The organism is Halomonas sp. TD01 (genome assembly GCF_923868895.1).
Lineage (GTDB): Bacteria > Pseudomonadota > Gammaproteobacteria > Pseudomonadales > Halomonadaceae > Vreelandella.
Genome location: NZ_OV350343.1, coordinates 2380255 through 2397295, shown reverse-complemented (window position 1 = coordinate 2397295; position 17041 = coordinate 2380255). Strand labels below are relative to the sequence as shown.

Sequence of the window (17041 nt, the reverse complement as noted above, 5' to 3'; positions counted from 1 at the left end):
CTCACACTGGTCATCACACGAGGAGGCATCCATGCAGACCTTTAGTTGCCGCTGTGGCAATTCGCTATTTTTTGAAAACACGCATTGCTTGGCCTGCGAATCCGAGGTTGGCTGGTGCCCTGCCTGCACGCATATTGTGGCACTTGAGCCGTTACTGAATGGGGGCTACCGCTGCACTCACCCAGGCTGCGGGTCAGCCCTAATGAAGTGCCACAACTATGCGGTTGAGAATGTGTGCAACCGCATGGTGGTGAAGGCCGAGGGATATGCCGATACGTTGTGCGATTGCTGTCGCTATAATGAAATGACTCCCGACCTCAATATCAGTGGCAACCGGGAACGCTGGGCGGCGCTTGAAGCCGCCAAGCGACGGCTATTTCACACGCTTGATTTATTAGAGCTTCCCCACGGCATTAGCAGGGAAAATATTCGTGTCCCGCTTAGCTTTTCGTTTATGGCGGATGCTCTGCCCGACCAAGGGCTTTGGCGCTCTATCGCTAGCCAAGAGAAAGTTTATACCGGCCACGCCAACGGCCATATCACCATCAATGTAAAAGAAGCCGACGACGTTGAACGCGAGCGTCTGAGGGTTGATCTGAATGAGTCCCACCGCACACTGATCGGCCACTTCCGGCATGAAATTGGTCATTACTACTGGGATTTACTGGTCAAGGGCCTAGATGAAAACGCTTGCCGCCAAGTGTTTGGAGACCATAACAACCCTACCTACGGTAACGCATTAGAGCGGTACTACCAGCAAGGTACGCCGGCCAATTGGGCATCCCAGTTTATTTCCGCATACGCCACCATGCACCCGTGGGAAGACTTTGCTGAAACCTTTGCCTTTTACTTGGATATGGTGGCCGTACTCGATACGGCACTGCATATGGGGGTTTCCCGCGCCGAGCATGATGGCACGCTGGACGGCATGCTAAGGGCGTTTCACCAAGTAGGCATGGCGGTTAACGAACTTAACCGTGATATGGGCCTGCTTGATTTAGCGCCAGGGGTCATTGCGCCTGCTGTGCGTGAGAAGCTGACGTATCTGCATCGACTGATTCAGAACGCGAACGCCAGCCCCCGTGCTTAACGTCCGTTAATCGTTATCGTCATCCCCCACTTGGCTTTGCGATTGGCGCTGTGACAAACGGGGGACCCCGTCACTATTAACAAAGTAGGTTGCGCTTAGCGTGTCGTGAATCGAAGCGAAACCAATCTGCAGCTCATCCACAAAGTCGTGTAGCTTGCTTGGTGAATGGGCTAGGGCCTGAATGTCAGCGTCCACCACATCTGCCCGTACAAGCGATACCGTTGCTGCCACGCGATCCTGCCTGGGTAACAGCTGAAGCTCGTGCCCCACCGTTTCCAAGCTACAGGCAATAGAGCGTGGAAGATTAGGATCTTGCAATAAAAAGCGCAGCACATCGGGTCCACGCACCCGCAAACGGACTTGCTGACGATACATTTGATACGCGGTGAGCGACTTCAACACACTCATCCACTGTAGATTTTCAAACGGCAGTAGCTCTTCAGGATTTTGCGGCAGTAGGCTGGCTGAACGAACATCGACAATGCGGGTGGTCATGTCTGCCCGCTCTAAATGTCGCCCCAGTTTAATGAAGGTTCGAGCGGGGCCATAACTGAGCGTTCCTTCAATTAAACCAGTCAATGTTTGGCAGCCACGAATCACGCTTTTCAAAAAGGTGTCACGCCGCCGTGGACTAACGCCATTTTCCGCGTGCTCTGCAACGCTAAGATAGAGTTGATTGACCTCTTCCCAGATCTCCCTCGGCACGACATCACGGGTGGTACGCAGGTTTTCTCGGGCGCTCGCTAAGGCGGCCAAAATAGAGCTGCCATTTTGCGCATCGGCACACAAAAAGTGCACCACGCTACGTTCATCAAAGCTTGAATGGCGCTCATTAAATGCTTCCAACGTGCCGGTCATTTCAATCAACGGCGCCCAGCCCAGGGGCAAATGGCGTGGCAAATCCAGCATTAAGTGGCTATTAACGCTCAGCAGTCGAGCAGTATCTTCGGCCCGTTCGATGTAACGCGCCATCCAATAGAGGTTTTCAGCTACGCGTGACAGCATGGCACTAGACTCCTTCCTGCTCAGCGGCAGCCGCCGCGTTCTCATCGGTTTCAACAATCCAGGTATCTTTACTGCCGCCACCTTGAGAAGAGTTCACTACCAATGAGCCCTCCACCAAGGCAACCCGGGTCAAGCCACCGGTGGTCACATGGGTTTCTGGACCGGAAAGAATAAACGGGCGAAGGTCTACGTGACGCGGCTGCGGCAAGCCATTCGCCAACGTGGGGGTGGTGGAAAGTGCCAGGGTAGGCTGAGCCATATAGTTACGGGGATTGGCTTTAATCAACCGAGCAAATTCGTCGCGGGTTTCTTTAGTGGAGCGTGGGCCAATCAGCATGCCATAGCCGCCAGACTCATTCGCTGGCTTCACGACCAATTCATCCAGGTGCTCCAGTACATAGTTGCGATCATCTTCAAACATACACAAATAGCTAGGCACGTTTGGCAGCAACGGCTCTTGGTCGAGATAATAGCGAATGATTTCGGGTACAAAGGCATAAACGACTTTATCGTCGGCGACCCCAGCTCCTGGCGCATTGGCTAACGCCACTTTCCCTGCCCGCCAGGCGCGCATTAGCCCCGCTACCCCAAGCATTGAATCTGGATTAAACGCCTCAGGATCAAGAAATTCGTCGTCTACACGGCGATAAATCACATCAACGCGACGCAGCCCTTCAACCGTGCGCATATAAACCACGTCGTCGTCATCTACCAATAAGTCGCTACCCTGCACGAGCTCAACGCCCATTTGCTGAGCAAGGTAGGCGTGTTCGAAGTAGGCGGAGTTATAGATACCAGGCGTTAGCACCACCACTTGTGGATCATCGCCGGGGCGAGGCGACATCGACGCCAACATGTCATATAGCTGGGCAACGTAATCATCCACGGGAAGGATTTTGCCGGACGCAAATAACTCAGGCAGCACGCGTTTGGTCACGTTGCGGTTTTCAAGCATGTACGAAACCCCAGAGGGAATACGCAAATTATCTTCCAGCACATAAAGCGTGCCATCACCACCACGTACTAAGTCGGATCCGCAAATATGCGCCCAAATGCCATGAGGAGGATTAATACCGACACACTGAGGACGGAAGTTAACCGATTGAGCCAGCACTTCAGCAGGTAACACTTTGTCTTTAATTACTTTTTGATCGTGATAAAGGTCGTCAATAAAAAGATTAAGCGCTTGAACACGTTGCTTTAAACCAGCTTCAGTTTTACGCCATTCACTAGCAGGAATGATTCGCGGCACGATATCAAAGGGCCATGCTCGGTCAATCATGGCGCCCTCTGAATAAACAGTAAACGTAATTCCCATGGTGCGGATGGCAATTTCTGCCGCGGTTTTACGCTCTGCCAACTCTTCCGCACTAAACCTTGCCAACATATTGCACAGCTCATCAGCCGAGGCACGTGGCTTGCCTGGTGCCGCTAGTAACTCATCGTAATAGTCACGGCACGCATAGTTATTCCAATTCACTTGGCTCATGGGCGCTCTCCTGGCGCAATGGGGGAAGCGGCAACTTCCTCTAACGTAGTGCAGGCCGACCCCGCGCAAACTACGCCGTTCTCTTCACATATAAGCACGCAAAATACATACCATCTTTTTCGCTATTTCAACGTTAAAAGGATTCTGTTAACACGCGCCTTACTCAGCTCTTCAACTGAATCGTTACTTTTAGTTTATCTTTTAGAGTTCAACTTAAAACTGAAAACAAAAGCACCAAAACAGTGCGTAAAACTAACACTAATGGTGCATTTTATGTTTTTACTCTTCTTAAACGGCTTAGTGAATTTTGCAGCTGCAAAAAAGCCTAACTACAACGATACTACCGTTACTTATCTCTCTTAACCGAGGCGTCTTAAGGGCGAATCGATTGATATAGACTTACCTTAGAGGGTGGCTTATGCCCATTCGTGTTGCCTTGCACCACCGAACTACTTATCGTTTTGATCGGCCGGTGAACTTGTCACCCCACATTGTTCGTCTGCGCCCTGCACCCCAATGCCGAACGCCTATTGACGATTACTCACTCACCGTTTCTGGAGATGATCACTTCCTCAATTGGCAGCAAGACCCGTTTGGTAACTTTAATGCACGCATCGTATTTCCAGAGCCACGCAACGAACTGATTATCACAGTCAAGCTCATTGCTTCGATGACCGTGATTAATCCATTTGATTTTTTTCTGGAGGAGTACGCACAAAAAACCCCTTTCGCCTACCCCGAAGAATTGAGCAAAGCACTGTGGCTCTACCTTGAAGTCACTGAGTCTGGCCCACGGCTCATGGAGTGGGTTAAAGAGATTCCTAGAGACCCCATTAACAGCGTTGATTTTTTGGTTGCACTTAATCAGCGCCTCAACAGCGACATCAGCTATTTGCTTCGCCTGGAGCCTGGCGTTCAAAGCTGTGAAGAAACATTGGCGCTAGGCAGAGGCTCCTGTCGTGACAGCGCTTGGCTGCTGGTGCAGATTTTTCGCCATTTAGGGCTCGCCGCTCGCTTTGTATCCGGGTATTTGATTCAACTTGCCGCCGATAAAAAAGCCGTGGTTGAGCCAAATAGCAAAGACATTGACAGCACTGATCTACACGCCTGGGCAGAGGTTTTTTTACCTGGAGCAGGCTGGATAGGCCTGGATCCTACCTCGGGCCTGTTTGCTGGCGAGGGGCACATCCCCCTGGCCGCTACCCCCGCTATCGGTAGTGCTGCCGCTATCACGGGGTCCTCGGAAAAGTGCAACACCGAGTTTAATGTGGACATGCACATCAAGCGTATCCACGAAGCCCCATAGGTAAACAGGCTCTTTTGCAACCAGCACCAACATTAACAATGTGACTTTGCGGCGTTTCGGCCAAGCTAATGCTTTCCTATTAAGGCAGGCTGCAGGATAATTCGCTGCTTATTTGCTTAGGACTACAAGGATCATGGTGGCCCCTGTCTCTCCCACGCTACTTGAGTTCGGCTCTGCCGGGCTTGTAGAAGATTACTTTAATCAGCTTGGCGAGGGACAGCCCGGCATTTTCGATGCCATGGTGGACTGTCATGGACGACTACGGCCCGGCTGGGAAAGCCTGTTAGGGTCACTGGAAACACTTGGCCCCGAGGGTCGTCTTCAACAGCAAGAAGAGATTCAGCGACTGCTGGCCGAAAATGGCGTCATCTTTAACATGCACGATGACGCCCGACGCTCATGGCGACTAGACCCTCTTCCCTGGGTCATCGACCACGCCCAGTGGCAAGCTCTCGAACTAGGATTGATCCAACGCAGCCGGCTGCTGAACGCACTCTTTGATGATATTTATGGCGCGCGTAGCCTGTTTGATACGGGTTTATTGCCTACCCAAGCATTACTCGCATCGCCGCATTTATTACTTCCCTGTCACGGTTCACAACCCAGTGACCGTCCGGCAATCAGTTTCCACGGTGTTGATGTCATTCAAGATACGGAAGGACAGTGGCGCGTCATTGGTGACCGCTTACAGGCCCCATCAGGCACAGGCTTCACCCTCGAAAATCGCATTTTAATGGCGCGAGCACTGCCTGAAATGTACCGCAATGCCCCCCTTAAGCGGCTGGCCGGCTTTCTCGACAATTATCACCGCACCCTGACGGCGCTTGCCTATCAACATCGCGACAACCCAAACGTCGTGCTGCTTACCCCTGGACCAAGCAGTCCGCGCTATTTTGAGCACGCGTATCTCGCTAACTATCTCAATATCGACCTTGCCGAGGGACAGGATTTAGTCGTCAGGGATTCACAGCTATGGCTACGTACGTTGGGCGGTTTACAGCCAGTGGATGTGGTATTGCGTCACTGCGACGATGCCTACTGTGACCCACTTGAACTTCGTGGCGACTCTCAGCTAGGCGTCCCCGGTTTACTACAGGCCGCCCGCGCTGGCGGTGTGGCGATGTCAAACGCACTCGGTGTGGGCATCTTGGAGTCATCCGAACTTGCCGATTGTCTGCCCGCCCTTTGCGAGCATTTGCTAGGCGAAAAGCTACTCCTGCCTAGTGCCAATGCCGCCACGCAACCGGCCACGGCGCCGGTATTTGATAGCCAAATGCAGCGTTTGTCGCCCACTACACTGAACTTGCGCTGTTTTATTACTCGCTCAGCGAGCAGTGTAACGACCCGAGGGCAGCAGCTCAGCGACTATCATGTTATGCCTGGCGGGTTAGCCTGGGTTGGAGCACCCGGCTCACCGTCATTAAGCAGCCCTATCGTGAAAGATGTCTGGGTCACAGCCAATACGCCACAGCCCCATGTTAGCCAGCTTCGCCAAGCCCGCGGCCCGGTGGTGGCCACTCGGGACGGCACTGACCTCCCTAGCCGGGTTGCCGAAAGCCTATTTTGGCTGGGTCGCTACGGCGAACGTCTGGACGCCAGAGCACGCTTGCTTCGTGAAGCGCTGATGCGATTAATGGAAGTTGACCAAGACGAGATAGCGGACCAGTTACTTGATGAGTTGCTGATAGCGTTGGAAATCACCACGCTCAAGAAGGATGGTGAAGGTTCCAAACCGCTGCTTGTTGGCTTTGTACAGAAACGCGCGGCGCTGCTCGCGCAGTTTGACGACACAGACTCCCAAGCCTTGCAAGCGCTGTTTAACCAGCTGCTTCGTAACGCTCGTAGCGTACGCGACCACTTAGGGGATGATTCTTGGCGCGTCATTAACCAGCTTCGCCAGCGCGTCAGCTCTTTTAATTCGAGCCTTGGTGCCAGTGCTGCGCGACGCGCCTGTGAAGGGCTTTCCGCACAAATAGCCGCCTTTTTTGGCCTGTGTAATGAAACCATGCCCCACCACTACGGCTGGCGGTTTATGGATATTGGACGCTTTCTAGATCGCGTTTTAGGCCTGCTATCGCTACTCAAATTCACGCTCAACGCGCCTCATACTCCGGGGCTGGCACTCTGGGAAGTAGTGCTGGCCACCACCGATAACTTTACCACTTACCGCAGGCGGTATCGCAGCGAACTGCACCCTGAGGCGATTCTAGATTTACTGCTATTTGATGAAACTAACCCTCGTTCGGTGGGTTACATGCTCAAACGTCTTGAGCGTCAAATGAACCGCTTACCAGGCAGCTCTTCTCCCTACCGTAACGCGGAGCGTCGCCTGTTAATCCAAGCCAATGCGGCGCTACATTTAGCCGATATTGATCGCCTCAATCACCTTACCGATACCCCCGAAGCACAAGAAGCGCTAGCGCAGTTGCTTGATCAACTAATTGAGCCGTTAACGGCACTTTCTGATGCCATCAGCCATAGCCATTTCAGTCATGTCGAGCGGCCACGCCAATTAGTTAGCATGGAGCTTGACGCATGAACTACACACTGCGGCACACCACGCGTTATCACTACAGCGCCCCCGTCACGCTATGCCATAGCGAAGCACGGGTGTTGCCACGCGAAACGCTGCATCAGGAGTGCAGTGTATCCGAGCTAGCCATCAGCCCACTGCCACGGGTTCAAGCAGAACGACGTGATGTATTCGGCAATCGTGTGCTTTATTTTGCGATGGAAGACGTTCACCAGTCCCTGGACGTGACGGTAATAACTCAACTCAATACCCAGCCGCTAGCTCCTCTGCCTGCCTTTTCTCCTGCGTGGGAAAACGTTGCCGAAAAGCTCAACAGCGATAGCCGCTTTGATATGCAGCTATACCGTCTGGACTCACCGTTTATTCGCCGTAACGATGAATTAGCTGCCTTTGCTCGTAGTTGCTTTACACCTGGCCGCCCACTCGTAGAGAGCGCGCTGGCGCTCAACCAACTGATTTACGATACCTTCGAGTACGACCCTAGTTTCACTACGCTGGCGACCCCGTTAAGCGATGTACTGGCTAACCGCCGTGGGGTGTGCCAGGACTTTGCTCACCTAGCGATTGGAGCACTGCGTTCAGTGGGTTTGGCCGCACGCTACGTCAGCGGTTATCTGGAAACTCAGCCGCCTCCCGGCCAGCCACGCTTAGTGGGCGCAGACGCCTCTCATGCTTGGTTAGCCACTTGGATTCCCGACTGGGGCTGGCTGGCACTCGACCCCACCAATGGCACCATCGCTGGCGAACAGCACCCCGTGCTCGCCTGGGGGCGTGACTATGCGGATGTCGCGCCGTTAAAGGGCGTCATGAACGGCGGCGGCGAACATCAGCTAGAGGTAGAAGTGGATGTCATGCCAGTTACCGCTGAATAAGCCCATTAGTTAACCACGGTAACCACGCGAGAAGCACAAGAGTCACTAAGGTCGCCAGCAAAAATGGCAGCAGCGCGCGAAATATTTTCAGCGGGGGCGCGCCAGTCATCGAAGAAGCGATAAACAGCCCGGCCCCCACGGGAGGCGTTAACAAGCCCATCACCAGGGTTAAGCACACCACCACACCAAACTGATAAGGGCTAATAGCGAACTGACTTTGGGCAATGGGCATTAAAATCGGCACCACCAAGATCAGCGCCGCAATGCCATCAATCACCATCCCTACTAATAGCAGTGCGCCAATCACCAGCAGCAAGAACACGAAGGGGTCGCTGGTCAGCGCCGCAATCCACGCAGCAGCCATTTGCGGGAGCTGCTCGTAAATCACCACCCAACCAAACACGCCAGCGGCGGCAATCAGCATAATGACCAACCCAGCATTAATCGCCGTGCGATTCAGCACCTGGGGCAACTGACTTAAACGCAGGTCCCCGTACACAAAGCGACCCATGATTAATGCCGCGAGCGAGGCCAGCGCTGCTGACTCAGTAGGCGTGGCAATGCCCCACAAAATACCGCCAATAATGATCACTGGAATGAGCAGTGCAGGCAGCCCCCAAAGCAGATCATGGAACGCTTGGCGGCGGGAGGGCCACTGCCCTTTGGGGTACTGCTGCACCAAGCCTACCAAGGCAATCACTATAAAAAAGCTTGTCCCCAAGAGCAGCCCAGGCAACAACCCAGCAATAAACATTTCCGCAATCGGGACTTGGGCCATGACGCCAAACAACACAAACAGCATTGAGGGCGGAATAATCGGCGACAGTAATCCACCAGCAGCGGTAATCGCAGCACTGTAGGGTTTATCGTAGCCCTCCTGCTCCATCGCTGGCACCATCGCCCGGGACATAATGGCAATTTGGGAGGCCGCCGAACCAATAATCGCCGCCATCATCATGTTGGCCACTAAATTAATATAAGCAAGGCCACCACGAAATCCACCCACCAAAATGCGCGCTAATGCAATTAACCGGCGAGTTAAACCGCCTTCGTTCATTAACTCGCCCGCCAGCATAAATAACGGAATCGCCAGTAATCCATAGCTTTCAATGGCGCTAAACAGCTGCTGCGGGTAAGAATCAAACAGCACCGTGTTGCCAGACGCCTGGATATACCACATGGCCGTCAACGCCAGCACTAGCGCAATTGGCACGGCACCAAGCAACAGCAGCAAAAAAACAGCAATCGTCATAAACGTACCGCCAGCATGATAAGCAGGATTAACGTCGCGTTGTGGTGGTGGGTTCTTGAGCCGGGGTTCGCCACTGTTTGAGTGACTGGATAAGATTCGCCCAGCCATGCAGGCTAAGAGAAAGTGCAAACCACGGCACAATTAACCACGCCCAGAATTTTTTAACGCCAAGCGTGGAGGTGTTTTCAGCGTAAATAAAATTGAATGTTTGCCCCTGAAAAGCACGGGTATCGAACCCCGCTTGCATAAGCGCAAGGGGCTGATACCAACGCCAGCAAAGCCACGCTAGCAGCAAAGCAAATAGCAGCACCATGGCATCCACCCAGATACCTATCAGTTTCCGGCCGGTTTGCGGCAGCAGATCACTTAGCAGCGTGACTGCTATCCCCTGGCGGCGCTTAAACACCGTGCCGGCAATCAGGAATGTCATCCAGATCATGGCATAAATAGCCAACTCACTGACCCAATAAAGCGGGCTACCCAACGCGCGAAACGCAATATTGGTGAGAATCAAACAGGTCACCGCCGCTGCCAAAGCAGCGGCGGTGACTTCTTCACAGCGGGCAAGCCCCGAAGAAAAACGTTGTAGCATATTACTCGTCACGTAACCGGTCAGCTTCGTCGCGTAACGTTTCTAACATAGGTGCTTTAGGCGCCCAGATGCTTTCCCACTCAGCAATGGCGTCAGAGAAAAACTCAGCATCCGCTTCAACAATGTTGATATCTAAGGCGCGGATTTCTTCTTCTTGAGCGGCGTCCATCTCTTCAAAGCCCACCAGCACGTTTTCGAGATGCTCAGCCATCGCGGTATCAATCAGCTCGCGGTCTTCTTCAGATAGCTCGCGCCATACTCGCCCAGACACGACGCCCACCATAGGGAACATCATATGGTTAGAAATCAGCAGGTTTTCCGCCTGCTCGTAAAATTTCAAAATTAAAATAGAGTCGAAATCCATATCAATGGCATCGACCTGACCGTTAGCCAGCGCGTCATACACTTCTAATAGCGGCATGGGCGCAGGGGCAGCACCTGCGGCCGTATAAAAATCACGGATCGGCTCGAAAGGGGTAATACGCAACCGCTGCCCCTGCAGATCATCGGCACTTTCAATAGGGTCACGGCTGAGCACTTGACGCATGCCTACCATGCCGTAGCCAACGCCAATTAAGCCGACTTCTTCTGGCATTAATTCGAGTAGTTCCCCAGCCGCGTCAGAACGTAGCAGCCGTGCCGCGTGATTAACGTCATCGACCAAGTAAGGCGCGTATAGTGCGCCAAAATCTGGAATACGGTTGGAAATTTCGGCAATCGTCAAGAAAGCCATATCTAACGCACCGGTTTGCAGTTGCTGAACCATCTGCGCTTCATTGCCAAGCTGCTGAGCTGGAAAAACGCTAACGCTATGTTCGCCAGCGGAGCGCTCGTTAAGCGTTTGGGCAAAGGCTTCCGCCTCAGTAGACCATAGGTGCTGTGCAGGCGTGATAAGACCGAGACGAAAATCCTTCGCTTGAGCACTCGTGGCTGAAACGGCGAGCGTGGCTGCTGCGCAGGCAAACGTAAGCGTTTTAATGCGATTCATGCAAAGCCTCTTATATCCAGCGGAAGCGCCAGGGGCGCTTCACGTGTTTTTTAATTGATAGGCTTTGAGAATACCTTAGGGTTAGCGTTAATGGCACCCGCCATTACGCTAACGCTACGACGCAGTTTAGGCCGCTTCGTAAGCCGCTTTTAAGCGGTAGAACTCATCAACAATCGCTGCCATTTCAGTAGCGTCGTACTCACACAGGCCGCTGACCACTAGTTTCTTAGAGCCCACCCCAACCGCTTCTCCATCTGACTCAATAGAGAACTCAAGCAAGGCATCGGCACGCTTGCCCTGAACCTCTAACGACGAGCTCGTTAGGGCTAAGTTGGGCGAAAAACCGTCTAGACGCTCTAAGGAAAACCCCATGCTGTCGTAAATAACCAAGGGGCGTTTAGGGTTAAACATTACCCCATGCTGCTCCATCAAAGGCTTTAAATAGTGGGGAAAATTCTTACCTGAAAACGCCACATAGCAGCGGGAAAAGGCTTCAATAGCTGCTTCATCGTGAGTAACCTCTCCACCACGAGTCACCTGCAGGTAGCACTTGCCTCCTTCATCACAGACATGTAGATCACCATTCTCTTCTTCACTAAACTTGAGAGGTGTGTCAGCTCCCACCATATTGGTGAAGCGAAATTCCATTTGTCGCGACAGCCCAAACTTCACCAGCACCAGCGTAAACAGCAGGTCACCAGGTACGCAAAAACGACGCGCATCTGGATTGTGAATCGGGTTGTAATCGCCGGCCACGCCTTTGGCGAAACGGCTGGCCTGCTCAGCAGAGATCACAACATACTCTCCGCGCTGCGCGTAAAAATCCTTGAACATGGCTTTGCTGCCTGCCTAGCGTTGAAATCGAAAACCCATTACGGTCCTACGACGCGCATAATGCCATAAAACACGCGCCGACAGGAGTCATCTGCAAGGAAGCCCGTATGCCAAACGAGAACCCTAGGTCAAAACGTCTACTCCGTGTCCTGATAATCACGCTATTAAGCGCTTTGGTAGCAGCGTTGGTATGGGCATTTGGCAGCACTTGGCTGCTGAATAGCCAATGGCTACCCAAACGACTTTCTCAGATTGAGGGGGTCGAAGTGCACTGGACAAATGCAAACAGCCTGCACCCTGGGCGCTGGGAAGTAGAGAACCTCTACTTAGCACGTGAAGACGACAGCTTGCCCATCTCCGTTGAAGCCCAGCGTGCAACGCTTTCGCTATCATTATTGGCACTCCTGCGCGGCGAACTTCACATACAGACACTGGATGCGAACGGGCTTCGCCGCTTGACCGTAGGCGATATTGCTCTCGAGGCACAAGGCCAACTGCAGGTGACGGATACCCAACTAAGTCGCGCTGCGTTAGCCGTTCCCAGCGTATCGCTGGATATTAGTCAAGGTCACCTAACCCGCCTTAGCGACCAAGCCTCGTTAGTACAAGATATCCAGCTACGCGCAGATGCCTCCCTAGGCAGTGTTACTACTGAGCAAATTCCCCGTGAGGAGCTCACCGCAGAGCTACTCAGCGCCCTATCTGCACAACTTACCATCGAGGCGCAGGCTGATGCCTGGGACGTATTTATGCCCTACTTAGAAGCGTTGCCCTGGTTGACACTTTATGGCCACGGTAATTTAACGGGGGAACTTAACCTGAGTAGCGGTGTGCTACAGCGTGGCAGCGAGTTAACTCTAAATGCGCCTGAATTGCGCTTATCAGTGAACGAGCAGCGTTTGCAACCCCGCGATACAGACGACCTGCGCTGGTTGATTGCTGAAACACCGCCGGCGCTCCACACCGCCGTTGGTGAAGGCGCTGTGCGCTTGGCGGTAGAAGACGACGAACTCCACTTTTCAACGCAACTAATTAATGTCGTATTGGCGGATACCCACCCTTATGCCATCAATACGCAACTTCGCCTAGCGACCAACATGCCCAATCAGCGCCTAGACCAACTAGACCTTCCTACCGGCGCCTCACTTGAGCTACAGGGCGAAGTCTCTCGCCTGGACATGCTTGATCGCTATCTGGCACACACATTTGATGGCCAAGGGGTTCGGCTTGCTGGTAACGGTCAAATTGAGGCTAGCGTGACGCTACGTGACGCCAAGCCTTATCACGCATCGCTAGCAATTCAGGCACCAACACTTGCGGCTGAGTTGCTTGATTTTACGGCTCAAGGAAGTGGCTCGCTAGCAGCACAACTGTCGACTGAAGAGATCATAGACGCAACGCTCACCTTCACTGACGCCACCCTTAGCCACCATCAGCAAACGTTGATGGCCGACGCTGCCATCACGCTCAATGCGCTTAGCCCGATTAACCCAGAGCTTGCACAAGAAAACGCCACTGCCCGTCTGACCTGGCAATCTGCTCGCTTACCCGACATTAGCGTGCTGCAAACTTACCTTAAAGCTGCCTTACCCGATCCTGCCCCATTGCAGCTGCTTAGCGGCCAAGCTACCAGCAGTGGCCAGCTCGACTTCACCACCGAGCAGATGCATGGAGAGATCCATTTAGAAGGAAAGCAATTAGCGACTCGCTGGCAACACTCTGAACAGAACAGCGTACTGGAAAGCGACGCACAGCTTAGATTATCCATTCGCCGAGCGGCTCTGGACGGCACAAGGCTTGATATCAGCGGTTCACGTCTGCGCTGGCAAGTAGCGGATACGCAGTCTACCGGCGAACAATTAGAGAGCATCTTAGTACTCAATGATGGACGTTTTCAGCGTAGCGGCAGTAACGGTGATGAAAGTGGTAATACACCGCTCAGTGGGGAGTTTTCTCTGGAGGGTAGCGTACAGCGGCTTGGGTTCTTAAATATCTTTTTACCTGACGCCCATGGCTTGGCAATTGCGGGTGACGGCCAGCTATTCGCTCAAGGGTCTTTTCGTAATGACCGCCTTCTAGCACCCACCCGCCTTCGGGTGAATGCCAACCAGCTTGAAGTGGCATTTTTAGATTACATCGCTACTGGGCGCGGCGAACTGACTGCCCAACTCGACACGTCTGAGCAGGCCCAGCTTTCGCTAGGTATTCCACACTTTTCACTTATGCGCCTGGACGATGATCGCCCTCATCTGGAAGGCCGCCACTTTGCCCTCACGACCGAAACTGAACGTTTTAGTGACGTCCTAGCGTCACCAGAGCCCGAACACTTCTCTACTCGCATTGCACTGCCTATTACAGAAGTGCCTGACTTCACCCGCTATAACCGCTATTTACCTGAAAATGCTGGAGTTACCTTGTTAGGCGGTCAGGCTAGCTTAACCAGCGAATGGCTGCTGGATGGGCTTACCGCCCAGGGCGACATGACACTGCGTGCGTTTGGTGCCGAGCTAGCGCTACTTGATCAGCAGCTAAAAGGCGATGTTGAACTGCATCTGCAACTCACCGAGGGTGATTTAGAAACGCGACGTTTCAACGCCAATGACTCATTTCTGCGCCTGGAAAACGTCTTTCGGCAAAGCTCGGAAGGTGCACAAGATGCTGGCTGGTGGGTACAACTCACTATGGAAGAAGCGCAACTTGAGTGGGACGACCCAATTCGCTTAACCAGCCAACTGCGCCTTGGCATGCGCGATACAGGCTTGCTAGCAAGACTCTTTTTAGCCCGCGCCAGACAAAGCGAGTGGTTGGGACGGTTATTGAACGTGCATGACATCAACGGTAGCGCACAGCTGCAGATCAATGGCGAGCGCATTCGCTTGCACGACCTAACGCTTACCGGCGGCCAGCTTCTGCTGCTTTCCGATGTAACCTTGGCTGAAAAAAGCGCCAATGGCGCGCTCTATGCACACCTTGGCGCACTGGGTATAGGCGTAGAGCTGATCGACAGCGAACCCACGTTGAAGGTATTGCAACCAAGGCGCTGGTTTGATCGCTGGCGAGAAGCAAATGCATTTTAAAAGAGATTTAAAAGAGAGAAGGTAACGACGAAGGAAGAGACGAAATAGAAAAAAGAGACGGATACGCCTTCCTTTAGTTAGCAACATCGCCAAAGGAAGGCTGCCGGGCTAATGTTTTTTACGCTCCCTTCGAATCATCCGCACCCGCTCTTTGGCTTTCTGAGGGGTTGATAGTGGTGCTGCAGTTTCGTCATGCGTTTTCGGTGGTAGCGTAACCCAGGCAAATACCGGTAGCGCCAGGTGCCAGTGAATCGCCGCTAGGCGCAACCCAAGCGTCACTATTAAGGCGGCTGCAATCGCAACCGTTAGTGGCGCCTCTAACGCATCGAACGCCACATACACAATGCCACCCGCCAAAGCCGCTGTTGCGTAAATCTCTTCACGAAGCACCATGGGTACCCGCTGGGCTAGCACATCACGAATCATGCCACCCGCCACGCCTGTCATCATACCCATTAACACCGCCACAACGCCTGAGGTACCCAGCAGCAGTGCTTTATGAGTGCCTATGACAGTGAATAGTGCCAACCCAAACGCATCGGCAACGGGTAGAAAACCCCGAGAAAGGCGATGAATATAGTGAAATCCCACCAAAGACACGCCCACTGTGGCTAATATCACCCACAAATAGGTCGGATCCGTCACCCAGAATACTGGGCGAACGCCAAGTACCAAATCCCTAAGTGTGCCGCCGCCAATGCCGGTCACCGCCGCCAGCACCAGCATACCGAAAGGATCCATTCGCGAACGACAGGCCAAAATCACACCTGACAAGGCAAATACAATGACACCCGCCATATCCAACCAGTAAATCACACCCGACACGCGACTCTCCTTGGAGACATGCTTAATGAGGCGAGCAGGATAGCACTCCTGTGAATACTCGGGTCATCGCGAAGGTGATGAAATCTCTAATTAGTGGTCGTGCTGCTCCAACCACTCACGCAGGAAAGCAATTTCGCTCTCTTGAGCAGCGATAATGTCCTCAGCCAGTTGGCGAATCTCAAGGTCTTCACCGTACTCCAACACAATTTCTGCCATGGCAATGGCGCCTTCATGATGGGGAATCATTCCTTTAGCAAAATCCACATCGGGGTTACCCGTAAATGACATGGCCATATCTTCATGCATACGATCATTGGCAGCTTGATAAGCTGCGATGGCAGGGTTATCACCCTGCGAATGATCCGAGGCACTATGGTGACCATGGGTATCTTGGTGGTTATGACTGCCATGATGATCAGCCAAAAGGGCGGGAGACGTCATCAAACCCGCCACAGCGCAAGCACTCACTGCTACTTTTAAAGGACTAAATAGCCGCGCATTAGCTAACTTAAATTTTACATAATCGAGCAGCATAGCAACTCTCCTGACGAGTGATAAAAGCATGAAACCGCAAGATTTAAAGTTTAAAACCTATATGCAGCACACAGGTCAATACGCGTCGAGTAGGTTACTCTAGTGGACAGCTTCATTCATAGACTGCATAGGAGCACACATGGACTGGAACCCTGCTTATACTTGGCTGGTGATTGCCCTATTGCTAAGTCTCGCAGAACTGACGTCAGGCGCAATGTTATTGCTTGCGCTGGGAATCGCTGCGGCACTGACCGCTGCGGTAACTGCACTGGGGTTATCGCTGCCTTGGCAGTTGCTCAGCATGGGAGTTTTTGCGGGTATTTTAGTGCCTTTAGGCGTTGTGGTAATTCGCCCGCGCTTTTCACCAAGAGGCGTTGCCTACGGCACAACCGGCACAGGCGTTGAAAAAGGCAACCATTACAAAACACTGACACGCGATTTTGACAACGCAACCGGCATTAAGGTGAACGGTGATTTCTATCGTTTACGTGTCATTGAGAGCGGTGATACTAAGCTGCCGCCAGGAACCCTAGTCATCTTTAAACGCTTTGAAGGTACAACGGCCTTAGTGACGCTGACACCTTCATCAGACGTTAGCCCCCAGGATGCAACTTCCCAACGCAAGGAGCCATAAGCATGAATAA

The 17041-nt window shown here is 52.8% G+C and carries 13 protein-coding genes and 1 pseudogene; 6 read left to right on the top strand and 8 right to left on the bottom strand.

The window, feature by feature from the left end:
- Nucleotides 1–31 precede the first annotated feature (31 nt).
- Nucleotides 32–1090, top strand: a complete 1059-nt coding sequence (locus L1X57_RS10810) for a zinc-binding metallopeptidase family protein (RefSeq protein WP_009721580.1) — start codon at nucleotides 32–34, stop codon at nucleotides 1088–1090.
- 6 nt (nucleotides 1091–1096) lie between these two features.
- Here L1X57_RS10810 and L1X57_RS10805 read toward each other — a convergent pair whose 3' ends face one another.
- Both L1X57_RS10805 and L1X57_RS10800 read right to left on the bottom strand, forming a co-directional pair.
- Nucleotides 1097–2095, bottom strand: a complete 999-nt coding sequence (locus L1X57_RS10805) for an alpha-E domain-containing protein (protein ID WP_009721579.1) — start codon at nucleotides 2093–2095, stop codon at nucleotides 1097–1099.
- A 4-nt stretch (nucleotides 2096–2099) separates the two neighbouring features.
- Nucleotides 2100–3584 (bottom strand): circularly permuted type 2 ATP-grasp protein, encoded by a 1485-nt coding sequence (locus tag L1X57_RS10800; RefSeq protein WP_009721578.1) that lies wholly within the window; start codon nucleotides 3582–3584, stop codon nucleotides 2100–2102.
- Between the two features lie 418 nt (nucleotides 3585–4002).
- Here L1X57_RS10800 and L1X57_RS10795 point away from each other — a divergent pair.
- From L1X57_RS10795 to L1X57_RS10785, 3 genes and pseudogenes are all read left to right on the top strand, one after another.
- A pseudogene (locus L1X57_RS10795) lies at nucleotides 4003–4887 on the top strand (transglutaminase family protein); the annotation flags it as partial.
- Nucleotides 4888–5023: 136 nt separating this feature from the next.
- Nucleotides 5024–7429 carry a circularly permuted type 2 ATP-grasp protein gene (locus L1X57_RS10790; protein WP_009721575.1) on the top strand — a complete coding sequence of 802 codons (2406 nt, stop codon included), beginning with the start codon at nucleotides 5024–5026 and terminating at the stop codon, nucleotides 7427–7429.
- Nucleotides 7426–8295, top strand: a complete 870-nt coding sequence (locus L1X57_RS10785; protein ID WP_009721574.1) for a transglutaminase family protein — start codon at nucleotides 7426–7428, stop codon at nucleotides 8293–8295. Before L1X57_RS10790 ends, L1X57_RS10785 begins: the two co-directional genes overlap by 4 nt.
- On the opposite strand, the gene L1X57_RS10780 is transcribed toward L1X57_RS10785, so the two are convergent.
- The 4 genes from L1X57_RS10780 to L1X57_RS10765 all read right to left on the bottom strand — a co-directional run bounded on the left by L1X57_RS10780 (nucleotide 8282) and on the right by L1X57_RS10765 (nucleotide 11961).
- Entirely contained in the window at nucleotides 8282–9547 is a 1266-nt protein-coding gene (locus tag L1X57_RS10780; RefSeq protein ID WP_009721573.1) for a TRAP transporter large permease, read from the bottom strand. The genes L1X57_RS10785 and L1X57_RS10780 overlap by 14 nt on opposite strands.
- Nucleotides 9548–9575: 28 nt before the next feature.
- Nucleotides 9576–10139 (bottom strand): TRAP transporter small permease, encoded by a 564-nt coding sequence (locus tag L1X57_RS10775; RefSeq protein WP_009721572.1) that lies wholly within the window; start codon nucleotides 10137–10139, stop codon nucleotides 9576–9578.
- A 1-nt stretch (nucleotide 10140) separates the two neighbouring features.
- A complete protein-coding gene (locus L1X57_RS10770) occupies nucleotides 10141–11127 on the bottom strand; it encodes a TRAP transporter substrate-binding protein (RefSeq protein ID WP_009721571.1) in 987 nt (328 codons plus the stop codon).
- Nucleotides 11128–11253: 126 nt separating this feature from the next.
- A complete protein-coding gene (locus L1X57_RS10765) occupies nucleotides 11254–11961 on the bottom strand; it encodes a DUF3581 family protein (protein ID WP_009721570.1) in 708 nt (235 codons plus the stop codon).
- A gap of 107 nt (nucleotides 11962–12068) precedes the next feature.
- Between L1X57_RS10765 and L1X57_RS10760 the strand changes: the two genes are divergently transcribed.
- Nucleotides 12069–15038 (top strand): hypothetical protein, encoded by a 2970-nt coding sequence (locus L1X57_RS10760; RefSeq protein ID WP_009721569.1) that lies wholly within the window; start codon nucleotides 12069–12071, stop codon nucleotides 15036–15038.
- A 108-nt stretch (nucleotides 15039–15146) separates the two neighbouring features.
- On the opposite strand, the gene L1X57_RS10755 is transcribed toward L1X57_RS10760, so the two are convergent.
- Nucleotides 15147–15863 (bottom strand): trimeric intracellular cation channel family protein, encoded by a 717-nt coding sequence (locus tag L1X57_RS10755; RefSeq protein WP_009721568.1) that lies wholly within the window; start codon nucleotides 15861–15863, stop codon nucleotides 15147–15149.
- 90 nt (nucleotides 15864–15953) lie between these two features.
- Nucleotides 15954–16397, bottom strand: a complete 444-nt coding sequence (copM, locus tag L1X57_RS10750; RefSeq protein WP_009721567.1) for a CopM family metallochaperone — start codon at nucleotides 16395–16397, stop codon at nucleotides 15954–15956.
- Between the two features lie 139 nt (nucleotides 16398–16536).
- Between copM and L1X57_RS10745 the strand changes: the two genes are divergently transcribed.
- Nucleotides 16537–17031 (top strand): NfeD family protein, encoded by a 495-nt coding sequence (locus L1X57_RS10745; protein WP_009721566.1) that lies wholly within the window; start codon nucleotides 16537–16539, stop codon nucleotides 17029–17031.
- The last annotated feature ends 10 nt before the right edge of the window (nucleotides 17032–17041 follow it).

What these genes read in the sequence shown, in the direction of transcription:
- L1X57_RS10775 (WP_009721572.1), bottom strand. Translation starts at nt 10,139, where the DNA reads ATGCTACAACGTTTTTCTTCGGGGCTTGCCCGCTGTGAAGAAGTCACC.
- L1X57_RS10770 (WP_009721571.1), bottom strand. Translation starts at nt 11,127, where the DNA reads ATGAATCGCATTAAAACGCTTACGTTTGCCTGCGCAGCAGCCACGCTC.
- L1X57_RS10760 (WP_009721569.1), top strand. Translation starts at nt 12,069, where the DNA reads ATGCCAAACGAGAACCCTAGGTCAAAACGTCTACTCCGTGTCCTGATA.
- L1X57_RS10745 (WP_009721566.1), top strand. Translation starts at nt 16,537, where the DNA reads ATGGACTGGAACCCTGCTTATACTTGGCTGGTGATTGCCCTATTGCTA.
- L1X57_RS10790 (WP_009721575.1), top strand. Translation starts at nt 5,024, where the DNA reads ATGGTGGCCCCTGTCTCTCCCACGCTACTTGAGTTCGGCTCTGCCGGG.
- L1X57_RS10780 (WP_009721573.1), bottom strand. Translation starts at nt 9,547, where the DNA reads ATGACGATTGCTGTTTTTTTGCTGCTGTTGCTTGGTGCCGTGCCAATT.
- L1X57_RS10785 (WP_009721574.1), top strand. Translation starts at nt 7,426, where the DNA reads ATGAACTACACACTGCGGCACACCACGCGTTATCACTACAGCGCCCCC.
- L1X57_RS10805 (WP_009721579.1), bottom strand. Translation starts at nt 2,095, where the DNA reads ATGCTGTCACGCGTAGCTGAAAACCTCTATTGGATGGCGCGTTACATC.
- copM (WP_009721567.1), bottom strand. Translation starts at nt 16,397, where the DNA reads ATGCTGCTCGATTATGTAAAATTTAAGTTAGCTAATGCGCGGCTATTT.
- L1X57_RS10800 (WP_009721578.1), bottom strand. Translation starts at nt 3,584, where the DNA reads ATGAGCCAAGTGAATTGGAATAACTATGCGTGCCGTGACTATTACGAT.
- L1X57_RS10765 (WP_009721570.1), bottom strand. Translation starts at nt 11,961, where the DNA reads ATGTTCAAGGATTTTTACGCGCAGCGCGGAGAGTATGTTGTGATCTCT.
- L1X57_RS10810 (WP_009721580.1), top strand. Translation starts at nt 32, where the DNA reads ATGCAGACCTTTAGTTGCCGCTGTGGCAATTCGCTATTTTTTGAAAAC.